The organism is Tepidiphilus sp. HLB4 (assembly GCF_054823945.1).
The window spans coordinates 1-11,215 of sequence record NZ_JSYB01000013.1; the positions used below are offsets into that span (position 1 = coordinate 1).

Genomic DNA, 11,215 nt, shown 5'->3' on the forward strand with positions numbered 1-11,215 from the left:
TTGTAGCTGGCGTCGTGGCGGGCGTTCATGAGGGTCATTGTAACCCGGCCTGCCGGATCGAACCCATCCGATCCAAGGCAATCGCATCAAGTTCCCGGAAGGCCGAGAAGCGCCTGGCGGTAGGCGTTGGAGGAAGCGGCGAGCTCACCCCCGCCGCAGCACCCCCGGCGTGCGAAAGCGCACGATGCGCCGGTACAGCCACACGTAGAGCACCGCGAAACCCAGCGTGAAGCCCATCAGCACGTAGGTGTGCCGCCAGAAGAGCACCGCCGGGATCACCGAAGCCGAGCACAGCAGCCACAGATAAGGGGAAGTGGCCGAATTGCGCCGCACCAGCGCCTCCGCCTCGCGCCCGCCGGCCCAGCGCACGATGCGGCGGAATACCAGCGTGTGCAGATGCAACGCGTCCGGCAATCCGGGCGAAGTATCCCGCACTACCTTGCGCCGGTAGATGGAAAACACCGTCTCGAACACCGGATACACCACGAGGAGCATGGGAAACCACGCCGACACCTCCGGGTGCCGCCCCACCAGAAGCACCGACACCTCTCCGATCAGGAACCCCACCAGATAGGCCCCGCCGTCGCCGAGAAAAATGAGCCCCCGCGGATAGTTCCACACGAAGAACCCCAAAATCGCCCCCACGCTCGCGATGCACACGTTCCATAGCAGGTGATCCCCCAGCACGTAGGCCACGTACCCCAGCGCCGAGAGAATCATCACCCCCACCATGCCCGCCAGGCCGTTGAAGCCGTCGATGATGTTGATCGCGTTCGCCACCCCGCCCACCGCCACCGCCGTGAAGAGCAACGCCACCGGGCCGTAGCGGAGAAGATCATCGACGAGCGGCACGTCCACCCGCGTGAGCATCGCCCCCAAAAGCCAAAACCCCAGCGCCGCCGCGCCCATCGTAAGCGCAAGCCGCGCTCCCACGCCCACGCGCTTGGTCATGTCCTCGGCAAGACCCCCGGCGAACGCCGGAATCCCCGCCGCGAGCAACAAGGCGAACTCCCGGGCGATGCTGCGACCGTCGAGCCACAGCACCAGCGCCGCGGCTACCAGGCCCAGCGCCACGCCGACTCCGCCCACCCGCGAGACCGAATGGCGGTGAAACTTCTGCACGCCGGAAAAATCATCGTCGGCGGAAAGATGCCCATGAAAGCGGTGCCACCGGATCACCCCCAGCGTCGCCAAGAAACTCACCAGAAACGCCATCAAGAGAACGATCATCGCCGCCTAACCCCCCACCCCGAGCAGCGCCATCAGCCGCCGGTTGATTTCGCGCACATCGAAGCGCTCCTCGGCCAGGCGCCGGCTCTGCGCCCCCATCGGCCCGATTGCCTCCGGATGCGCCACGAACCACAGCATGCGCTGCGCAAGCGCCTCCGCGTCGCGCACCGGCACGAGAAAGCCATTCACCCCATCGACCACCGTCTCGCGGCAACCGGGCGCGTCGGTGGTGATCACCGGCCGGCCCATTGCCATCGCCTCCTGCGTGCTGCGCGGCACCCCTTCGCGATAAGAAGGCAAAACATAGACGCTCGCCTGCGCGAGCCACGGCTGCACCGGCACGTGCCCCGGCCATTCGATCGCCCCTTCCTGCACCCACCGCCGCACCTCGCCTTCCGTGAGTGCTCCAGGGTTGTCGTCCAGCCCGCCCAAAAGCACGAAGCGCACCTGCGGATGACGCGCCTTCACCCGCCGCGCCGCCTCCACGTACTCCACGATCCCCTTTTCCCGCAGCAGACGCGCCGCGAGCAGAAACGTCACTGGCTCCGTCACCGGCGGAGCCGGTCGCCATTGGTCGAGGTCGACGCCGGTCCCCCTTAGCAGCACCGCCTTGCTTTCTTCAACCACCCCCCAGCCAACGAACTCAGCCAAATCGTCCGGGTTCTGGAATACCACCCGCTCCGCCCCGGCGAATGCCACTTTCGCCAGCGTCTGCACCCCTGCGCGCAACAAACGCCGCTTCAGCGATACCCTCCCCACTACGGTGGTAAACGTAAACCCCAAACCCGGCACCATCGCCACCCGCTTCGGCACCCTAGCCAAACGCGCCGCCAGAGTGCCATAGATCGCCGGCTTGAGGATATAGCACAACGTCACATCAATGCCCAAGCGCCTCAGCGTTCGCGCCAGACGCACGATGTCCGCCACCTCCCGCATTGGATTGCCGAACGCCCGGGTGATCGAAAAATCCACCGGCTCCGCCCCCAGCGCCCGCACCCGCTCCCGCGCCGCCGCGTCGTAGTCCGGCGCAAAGGCGAACACCTCCGCCCCCGCCGCCACCAGATCCTCGATCAGCGCCCCGCGGAAATTGAGCAAAGAAAACGCCTGGTTGCCGATTAGGGCGATGCGCACGATTGTTTCTCCCTCATTCCCTCCTCCACCGTGCCAGCCATGCCTGAAACATCAGCACGTCCCACAAATAGTAATGCCAGCGCCGCGCGCCGCTGAGGTGCTCGGCCCACATTCGCCGGATGGGCACCGGGTCGAAGAACCCTTCCTCGCGCAGGCGCTTTTCCGCCAGCAGCTCCTCGGCCCACTCCCGCAGCGGCCCACGCAGCCACTCCTCGATGGGCACGCCGAAGCCCATTTTGGGGCGCTCCATCAATTCCCGCGGCACGTAACGATACACCACCTGCCGCAGCAGCCATTTATTCTGTCCATCCCGGTATTTCAACGCCATCGGCACCCGCCAGGCGAACTCCACCAGCCGGTGGTCCAGCAAGGGCACGCGCGCCTCCAGGCTCACTGCCATGCTGGCGCGGTCCACCTTGGTGAGGATGTCGTCCGGCAGATAGCTCATCTGGTCCAGCCACATCATCTCCTCACGCAGCCCTCTCAGGCGTGGTCGCCTTCCTGCCTCATCGAGCACCGTCACCGGCTCGCGTGCTCCGAGCACGACGTCGTCCGGCTTCTTCCAGTGCGACACCAGCGAGCGGTAAAACGCCGCGCCATCGCGGTGCTCCAGCACCTCCGCCAGTTTCGGCAGGCGATCGGCCAGCGCCGGCAGACGAAGCCGCTGCGGCACGAAACGCCGCTGCAGCGCGTCCAGCGCCTGCCCGGGCAAGCGTCGCAGCATCGCGGCCGCAGCCCGCCGCAGCGGGAAGGGCAACCAGCGCAGCACGCGCCATACGCGATAACCCAGCGTATAGCGGTTGTACCCCCAAAAGAGCTCATCCCCCCGTCGCCCGAAAGCGCCACTGTCACGTGCCGCCGCGCGAGCGCGCTCACCAGATACGTCGGAATCTGCGACGAATCCGCGAACGGCTCGTCGTAGATCTCCGGCAGCTTCGGGATCACCGCCAGCGCCTCGGCCGGCGTCACGTACAGCTCCGTGTGCTCCGTGCCCAGATGCCGCGCCACCGCTTTGGCGTGCTTCGCCTCGTCGAACGTCTCCTCATGGAACCCGATCGAGAACGTGCGCACCGGCTGCCCGCTCTGCGCCTGCATCAACGCCGCCACGGTGGTGGAATCGTAGCCGCCGGAGAGAAACGCACCCAGCGGCACGTCGGACATCATGCGGCGGGCCACCGCATCGCGCAGCAGCGCATCCAGCTCTTCCTCCAGTTCCTGCGCATCCCCCCGCGCCGTGCGCACCCCCTCTTCCGCCACCCGTGCCAGATCCCAGTAACAGCGCGGCTCGCCCACCGCACGGCCGCCGTCGCGTACCACCACGAAATGCGCCGGCGGCAATTTATGCACCCCGCGAAAGATGCTGTACGGCGTAGGCACGTAAGAAAAGCGCAGGAATGCCGCCAGCGCATCGCGGTCGATTTCCCCGCGCTACGCCGGATGGGCCCGCAGCGCTTTCAGCTCCGAGCCGAAAAGAAACGCTCCGCCACAGGTGCCGTAATAGAGCGGCTTCTCCCCCATGCGGTCGCGCACAAGCACCAACGTCCGCTCCTGCGCGTCCCACAGCGCAAAAGCGAACATGCCGTTTACCCGCTGCAGCGCACCTTCTACTCCCCAGTGCCGCAGCGCCGCGAGCAGCGTTTCGGTATCCGAATGCCCGCGCCAGGCAAACGCCCCGCCCTCGGCCGCCAGCGCTGCGCGCAGATCCAGATGGTTGTAAATCTCGCCGTTGTAGGCAAGCACGAAACGCCCGCAGGGCGAACGCATCGGCTGATGCCCGGCCGGCGTCAGATCCACGATGGCAAGCCGCCGGTGCGCCAATCCCACCCCCGCCTGCCCGTCGAACCACACCCCCGCGTCGTCCGGGCCACGATGCCGCAGGGCATCGGCCATCGCGCGCAGTACTGCCTCGGGCTGATCCGGAGCTTCCGCTCCGAGGAAACCGGCAAAACCGCACATCGCTCACTTCCTCCCTTCGGCCACGGTTTCACCCCATACCCGCCGGTATGCCTGCACCATCCGATCCAAGCCGAATGTCTCCACGATCCGCTCGCGGGCGGCGCACCGCCGCGCGGCCCATTCATCCGGCCGTTCGCGCCATTCTTTCAGCGCCGCCGCGATCCCCTCGGCCAGTGCCGCCGCATCGCGCGGCGGCACCACCCAGCCCGTCTCCCCCACGATCTGCGCCGCATCGCCCACGTCCGTGGTCACGCACGGCGTGCCGCAGGCCATCGCCTCGGCGAGCACGTTTGGAAATGCCTCGCCCAGCGAGGAGAGCACGTGCACGTCCAGCGCCGCCATCACCGCCGGCACGTCGTCGCGCCGGCCCAGCAGGCGCACGCGCTGCGTGAGCCCCGCCGCGGCAAGCTGCTGCACCAGCGCGGCATTGCCCGCGTCACAGCCGGTGCCGACCAATACCGCAGCAAAATCCGCCCCGGATGCCTGCAGACGGGCGCAGGCCGCCAGCAGATTGGCATGATCCTTTTGCGGATCGAAACGCGCCACCATACCCAGCAGCGGCACCCCATCGGGTACGCCCCATTCGGCCCGCAGCCGCGCGCGCGCCGCCGCGTCGGGCCGAAAGCGGCCCACGTCGTAGCCATTGGGAATGATGACGAACTTTTCTGCCGCGTAACCCAGGCGCACATGCACATCGCGCGCCTGCGCCGCGCAACACACGATGGCCGCCGGCACCCAGCGCGACAGCCGGGCATCGAGCCGCGCAACCCAGATCGTGGCCCGGCGCGACTTGCCCGGCTCCAGATTGGAATGGTGAATCCCCCAGCACACCGCCCGCACCCCGGCCAGCCGCGCGAGCACGCCGCCGACGAGATCGGCGTGGTACATCCAGGTCTGCACCACGGTGGGCCGCTCGGCGCGCAATAGCCGCCACAGCCGCCACAGCCCGCGCACGGTGACCCGCCCGCGTGGCATACCCAGGCAATGCACCGCTACCCCCGCCGCGCGCAGTAGCGGGCCGTATTTGCCCTCGTCCATCATCGAGACGACGACATGGCGGTTTTCGGCATCGTGCGTACACAAGCGGTAGAGCACCGCTTCGGCGCCGCCGTCGGAGAGGCCGGTGATGAGGTGCAAAACCATCATGAGGCGCTCTCCCGGTCAGCCGCCATTCCACCGCGCGCCATCCCAAGCCGCGGCAGGCGAAACACGCCGATAAAAACCAGCGCTGCAGCAATCCAATGGATATGGCCAGACACCACCAGATCGGGCTGCGCGTAAAAAACCCCCAACACGGCAAGCGTCAATGCCAAATTCGCCTCGAAGACGGCACGCACCCCAGGCCACGGAATCCTGCTCAGAATGCCCTGCACAACGCGCAGCAAGGCGCCAAACAACAGACCGACAAGCGCGATTCCCACCATGTGGAACTGCATCAAGCCCACGGTCAACAGGTCCACCGGAATACCTCCGGTCACGCCTGCCGTACCCTTGGGCGCCCCCAAGATAACGGCAGTATTGATCTGATCCAGCGGCTCAAACCAACTGGTCCACCAGGATGAAGGCAGCACATACAACGGCGTCAACAGAAAATCGACGCCCGCCCGAAACAGATGTTCACCGCAATCCAGCTGCGCAAAGAAACTGCCGAACGGAAAGGCAAGTTCTCTCGCCAAAAATTCCAGCAGACTGTCCGCGGATTTAAGATTCAACCAAACACTGACCCCATAAGCACCGACTAACAGGCAGATGAAAACAACGCCGCTTCCAAAAAGCAGTCCTACCGGGGATCTACTTTTATTTAACCCCCATCCCAGCGGAAACGTGGCGATAAAAACCATAAACCCCAAACGCCCCAACCAGCTGTACAGGACATAGAGACTGAACGTAAAAGACAACGTCAACCCGAGAAAGCTTGACCAACTTCTGCACCCGGAAAGCCGCAACCCAAAAAAACCGAAGGCGGCGATCATGGCCAGCCCACCGAACGGCCTCAGAAAGCTCAACGGGTTATGCGGAACATCATCAAAAAGCGCGGACCGGATCGCCGCCGAATAGTTCAATTGCCCGAGGAATCCGCCATAGGCATGAGCATACAGGCCCTGCGCCACCACGGCCGCCACCAACAGCAACCAGAATGCCGCCACCCACCGTTGCGACCCAACACCGTTGCCGTCCATCATCGGCAAAGACCGAGCGCGCCAGCCATGCGCCATCAGATACCAGCCACTCAGCATCCCGAACAGCAACAGAAAAGCGCCGATACTGTGCAGCAGATATAAAGGTTCGAAGGGAATTATCCAAGGCGCCCAGACTGGATTGCCGCCCGCCAATGTCACGTGAAGCACCAATACCCAGCCGATGCCATACATGCCGCCGACAGCCAGCAATGCGAAATCCAGCAGAGTGACCCGACCAACCACCGCGCTGTGGCCGAGCGCCAACCCGCCACAGATGACGGCAAACAGCACCCCCATAAAGGTGACCAAGCCCATCACTCATCTTCCTGCGAATGTCGCTCACTACGTAGTTGTGCCACTCCGCAGCGAGTCAACAAGACTTTCAAATAATGCTCCACCGCCTTCCCGACACCGAATTCCGCCGTCCGCGCCATCGCGTCTGGATGCGTCTTTTCATCCAATGTTGCCACCATGGCATCGGCCAGCGCCTCCACATCCCCCACCGGCACCAGCCGTCCCCAGCGCCCCCCTTCCAGAATCTCGCGCGGTCCGCTGGGGCAGTCGGTGCTCACCACTGGCGCGCCGCAGGCGAGCGCCTCGATCAGCACCCCAGGCAACCCTTCCCAGCGCGAGGAGAGCACGAACACCGCGCAGCGCGACAGGTAGGCGAACGGGTTCGCCACGAAACCCGGCATCTGTACGTCGTCCGCAGTCAGGCCGCAGCTGCGCACCAGCGCCTCGAGTTCGCCGCGCAGTTCCCCTTCGCCCAGAATCAGCAGCCGCGCCGGGCGACACGACCGAATCGCGGCGAACGCCCGGATCAGGGAGGGAAAATCCTTCGGCTCCGTCAGGCGTCCGATCGCCAGCACCACCGGCGGCTGCCCCGGCGCAAACCAAGGATGATCGAGTGGCTCCGCCGCGAGCCGCCTGATCCGATCGAGATCGAACGGGTTGTAGATCGCCCGTACCGAACCGGCAGGCAACCGGGCGAAACGCTCGAGGTCGGCCGCGGATTCGCGCGACACCGCCACGATGGCGTCCGCCCGCCGGTACGCCCACGGCACCAGCGCATAGACCGCCTTCGCCACGGCACCCTGCGCACGAGCGGCTGAGATGCTGATGGTGGTGTGCTCCGACACCACCAGCCGGCAAGGGACCCGCGCGAGCATCCTGGCCGCAATGGCAACGACATTGGCGTGATTCATCGCCGAGAGCATCGCCCGCGGCCGTTCGCGGCGCAGGTAACGGGCAAGCGGCAGCAGCGCCTTGCTCACGCGCCCGGCGTGCAGATCGACCACGCGCACCTGGTCGGAGACGTCCTTCAGGTAAGGCCCCTCGGCTGCTGCCAGCACCAGATCGGTGGCATACCCGCGCTCGGCAAAGGCGTTGGCGAGCGTCACCATCACCCGCTCGGCGCCGCCGCCGCGCAGGGAGGGGAGGAAGATGGTGAGACGTTCGGTACTCATCGTGCCGGGCGACGCGCCACGGTAATGATGTGAGGGTCGGCGATTGCCTCCCCTGCTCGCGCCAGCGCCCAGCGTACAAGTGATTTCAGCCGATTCCGCATGCCTGGACGCCGCCAATCGACGAACGTCGTGAGATAACAACGCTCGACTTGGAAACCTGCCTGAAGCAAAAGCGAGCGCAAGCGCTCTCGATCGAAGGACTGCACATGTCCGACGCGATGAAACACCTTGCCGCAGCCCGGACAAAAGACTTGACTGAGCTCAAGATCCTCTGCGTATGGCACCGAGGACAAAAAAACGCCCCCTGGGCGCAAGACACGAAACACTTCTCGTAATGAGCTGGACAACACTGCATTGTCCATGTGCTCCAAAACTTCCGACATCACGACTGCGTCAAAGGAAGAATCGGGGAATGGCATCTTCTGGGCGAAACCAACGCGAGCCCGTTCGCCCAAGTCCAAATCATGCCGCAAACGCAAGATGGCCGACTCACTAGGATCGAGTGCATGGACCTCAATGCCCGCCTTCACAGCGAAACGTTCGAACGCACCCGAACCAATGCCAACATTCAATACCGTCTGCCCAGACTTCAGAAAACGCAGAAAGTAACGCGGGCGAACTTCTGGAAAAATGTTCCCAGATGAATAATGGTTTTGGTAGTAATCCCAAATTTTCTCTTGGCTCATGATTCACGTTTTCCTTGCGCAAAATTTTATGGCAATAACCCAAGCCATATACATAGTCACCGTTGCAGCGGCGACTCCGACTGTTCCATGAGAAAGCCACCACCATCCCGAGAAAACCTTGACCACCGTGGCAACCGCAGCTGCAATGAGTAACCATACCTGTTTGCGCACCGATACCACCCATTGCATGAGCACGATCCCGGCAAGGTAAAAGGGAAGTTGCACCCCCAGGGCCATCAGCGTGTCTGTCACGGCGCGGCTGGCTTCGACATCGAAGGCTCCCCGCTGAAACAGCAGGTCGACGATGACGCCTGAAAGTAGCGCCAAGGCCCCTGCGGCGATCCAGCCCAGCCAGAACAGGTGGATCGCCCATCGGCGGGCCAGGCGCCAGCTCGAGCGGGCGTCTCCGGCTGCCGACAGGACCGGCAGCATGGCACGGCCGACGACCGTCGCCGACAAGCCCAGCACCAAAGCCATCACCCGCTGCGCGTAACCAAAGGTGGCGATGCTGCCTTCGGGCAGTCGGGCGAGCAGGAACTGGTCGACGAGGCCGGTGCTGGTCATCACCACCTGGGCCGCGAGCATGATGCCAAAAGAACGGTAAATCTCCTGCCAATGGGGAGAACGGAGCGCGATCGCCGGGCGAACGGCGTCCGCATGCGCCACCATCAGCAGGCCAAGCTGCCCGACGAAGCCAGCAAACATCCCCCACAGCATGGGTTCCAGGGTGGGGTTGCCCGTATCCCATGGCCATAAAAACAAAAACAGCCCGATGCCCAGCGCCGGCAGGCATTCCAGAAAGGTGTTGGCGTGGCGCCGTCCGCTCATCAACCACGTCGAGTACAAAGAAGCCAACATGCCCAGGGCGATCACGCCAGCAGCGCACCAGGGTACGCTGGCAAGCGCCGCCTCGCGTGCCTGAGCATTCAAACCGACCCAAGGGGAATTGATGATCCAAGGCAAAAGAAGCCAAGCCAGCAATGCCAAGACAATGGAAAGCACCAGGCTGAGACCCAGCATCTCCGCCTGCAGCTGTCGGCCGTCTTCCGGCGATCGGGTGCGCAGCCGTACCAGCACAGGGATGAAGAGGAAACTCGCCACGCTGTAGAACACGCTGACCGGCCAGTTAGCCAGGTTGAAGGTGAAGAGGTATCCGTCGACCAACGCGCTGGCGCCATAACGATAGGCGACCAGCATCTCCTTGAGCGCGGCGACGATTTTGGCACCCAGGAGAAACACCACAACCCAAGCCATGCCGCGCAAGATCGCCTTGTTCTCGTGGCTGACGGACTGAATCCTGAATCGCCAGGGTTGCGGCAATAAACGCAGTAGGGTGGTTTTCAGCCGCATCAGGATTCAAGCCCGCCATACTGATCGCAATACCACCGCACGAACGCCGCGACGCCTTCTTTGAATGGAGTCTGCGGCCGGTAGCCGGTCAGCCGCTGCAGCAGCGCGCAATCGGCCCAGGTGGCCGGCACGTCGCCGGTTTGCATGGGCAGGTAGTTGCGGATCGCCTTTTTGCCGAGTTCCGCCTCGATGGCCTCCACAAAATCGAGCAGCCGCACCTGGCTCGAGTTGCCGATGTTGACCACGCGCCACGGCGCGGCGGGGCTGAGCGTGTCGCCTTCGATGGGTTGCTCGCGTTGATCCGGCGGCGGTGGGGGCACGTCGATCAGCAGCCGGATGGCGCGCACCAGGTCTTCCACGTAGGTGAAGTCGCGGTACATCTGGCCGTGGTTGTAAATGTCGATCGGGGTGCCTTCGAGGATGCCCTTGGTGAATTTGAACAGCGCCATGTCCGGCCGCCCCCAGGGACCATAGACGGTGAAGAAACGGAACAGGGTGATCGGCACGCCGTGGATGTGCGCGTAGGCGTGCGCCATGGCTTCGTTGGCTTTTTTGGTGGCGGCGTACAGCGTCAGCGGCGTGTCGGTCTTCTGGCTTTCGGCAAACGGCATGTCGGTGTTGGCGCCGTACACGCTGCTGGTGGAGGCCATCAGCAAATGCCGCGGCTGCAGTGCCTGCGCCACCTGCAGCACGTTGAAGGTGCCGATCAGGTTGGCATCGACGTAGGCGCGCGGGTTTTCCAGGCTGTAACGCACGCCGGCCTGCGCGGCCAGATGCACGATGACATCGGGCTGGGCGGCGCGGGCGGCGGATTCGAGCGCGGCGGCGTCTTCGAGCATGGCCTCTGTGGCGACGAAACCGGGCTGCTCGCGCAGCATGGCGTGGCGGCGCTGCTTGAGACGCACGTCGTAGTAGTCAGTCATGCCGTCGTAGCCGTGCACGGCATGACCCTGTGCCAGCAGCAGTCGGGCCAGGTGAAAACCGATGAAGCCGGCGGTGCCGGTGATGAAGATTCGCATCGTTACAGTCTTCCGTCGACGGATTCGAGGGGAAGCACATGCTTCACATCGTAGAGCACCCCTCCCTCGCGCAGCCACGCCCGGATCGCTTCCGCGCCCAGGTCGCGGTATTGGCGGTGCGCCACGGCGAGCACGATGGCTTCATAGGTGCCAGGCTCGGGTTCGGCGGTGAGTTCGAGGCCGTATTCCTGCCGGGC

General features: G+C 64.4%; 9 protein-coding genes and 2 pseudogenes. All 11 read right to left on the minus strand.

The window, feature by feature from the left end:
- Positions 1 to 144 precede the first annotated feature (144 nt).
- Complete coding sequence (locus OA56_RS03395; protein ID WP_461583442.1) at positions 145 to 1,230, minus strand: MraY family glycosyltransferase; 1,086 nt, start codon at positions 1,228 to 1,230, stop codon at positions 145 to 147.
- Positions 1,231 to 1,236: 6 nt separating this feature from the next.
- Positions 1,237 to 2,361, minus strand: a complete 1,125-nt coding sequence (locus OA56_RS03400; protein ID WP_461583444.1) for a glycosyltransferase family 4 protein — start codon at positions 2,359 to 2,361, stop codon at positions 1,237 to 1,239.
- Positions 2,362 to 2,374: 13 nt separating this feature from the next.
- A pseudogene (locus OA56_RS03405) lies at positions 2,375 to 3,525 on the minus strand (asparagine synthetase B family protein).
- A 264-nt stretch (positions 3,526 to 3,789) separates the two neighbouring features.
- Positions 3,790 to 4,317, minus strand: a complete 528-nt coding sequence (locus OA56_RS03410) for an asparagine synthetase B family protein (RefSeq protein ID WP_461583446.1) — start codon at positions 4,315 to 4,317, stop codon at positions 3,790 to 3,792.
- A 3-nt stretch (positions 4,318 to 4,320) separates the two neighbouring features.
- Positions 4,321 to 5,463 (minus strand): glycosyltransferase, encoded by a 1,143-nt coding sequence (locus OA56_RS03415; protein WP_461583448.1) that lies wholly within the window; start codon positions 5,461 to 5,463, stop codon positions 4,321 to 4,323.
- The gene (locus OA56_RS03420; protein ID WP_461583450.1) at positions 5,460 to 6,812 is read right to left on the minus strand and encodes a hypothetical protein; all 1,353 of its coding nucleotides are present in this window, start codon (positions 6,810 to 6,812) and stop codon (positions 5,460 to 5,462) included. Before OA56_RS03420 ends, OA56_RS03415 begins: the two co-directional genes overlap by 4 nt.
- The gene (locus OA56_RS03425) at positions 6,812 to 7,963 is read right to left on the minus strand and encodes a glycosyltransferase (RefSeq protein ID WP_461583452.1); all 1,152 of its coding nucleotides are present in this window, start codon (positions 7,961 to 7,963) and stop codon (positions 6,812 to 6,814) included. The genes OA56_RS03420 and OA56_RS03425 overlap by 1 nt, the downstream gene beginning before the upstream one ends.
- Positions 7,960 to 8,649 (minus strand): class I SAM-dependent methyltransferase, encoded by a 690-nt coding sequence (locus OA56_RS03430; RefSeq protein ID WP_461583454.1) that lies wholly within the window; start codon positions 8,647 to 8,649, stop codon positions 7,960 to 7,962. Before OA56_RS03430 ends, OA56_RS03425 begins: the two co-directional genes overlap by 4 nt.
- A gap of 3 nt (positions 8,650 to 8,652) precedes the next feature.
- Positions 8,653 to 9,999, minus strand: a complete 1,347-nt coding sequence (locus OA56_RS03435) for a lipid II flippase MurJ (protein WP_461583456.1) — start codon at positions 9,997 to 9,999, stop codon at positions 8,653 to 8,655.
- On the minus strand, positions 9,999 to 11,018 hold the full coding sequence (locus tag OA56_RS03440; RefSeq protein WP_461583458.1) for an NAD-dependent epimerase/dehydratase family protein: 1,020 nt from the start codon (positions 11,016 to 11,018) through the stop codon (positions 9,999 to 10,001). Before OA56_RS03440 ends, OA56_RS03435 begins: the two co-directional genes overlap by 1 nt.
- Before the next feature lie 2 nt (positions 11,019 to 11,020).
- Positions 11,021 to 11,215 (minus strand): annotated as a pseudogene (locus OA56_RS03445) (Vi polysaccharide biosynthesis UDP-N-acetylglucosamine C-6 dehydrogenase TviB); the annotation flags it as partial.

What these genes read in the sequence shown, in the direction of transcription:
- OA56_RS03395 (WP_461583442.1), bottom strand. Translation starts at nt 1,230, where the DNA reads ATGATCGTTCTCTTGATGGCGTTTCTGGTGAGTTTCTTGGCGACGCTG.
- OA56_RS03410 (WP_461583446.1), bottom strand. Translation starts at nt 4,317, where the DNA reads ATGTGCGGTTTTGCCGGTTTCCTCGGAGCGGAAGCTCCGGATCAGCCC.
- OA56_RS03415 (WP_461583448.1), bottom strand. Translation starts at nt 5,463, where the DNA reads ATGATGGTTTTGCACCTCATCACCGGCCTCTCCGACGGCGGCGCCGAA.
- OA56_RS03420 (WP_461583450.1), bottom strand. Translation starts at nt 6,812, where the DNA reads ATGGGCTTGGTCACCTTTATGGGGGTGCTGTTTGCCGTCATCTGTGGC.
- OA56_RS03425 (WP_461583452.1), bottom strand. Translation starts at nt 7,963, where the DNA reads ATGAGTACCGAACGTCTCACCATCTTCCTCCCCTCCCTGCGCGGCGGC.
- OA56_RS03430 (WP_461583454.1), bottom strand. Translation starts at nt 8,649, where the DNA reads ATGAGCCAAGAGAAAATTTGGGATTACTACCAAAACCATTATTCATCT.
- OA56_RS03435 (WP_461583456.1), bottom strand. Translation starts at nt 9,999, where the DNA reads ATGCGGCTGAAAACCACCCTACTGCGTTTATTGCCGCAACCCTGGCGA.
- OA56_RS03440 (WP_461583458.1), bottom strand. Translation starts at nt 11,018, where the DNA reads ATGCGAATCTTCATCACCGGCACCGCCGGCTTCATCGGTTTTCACCTG.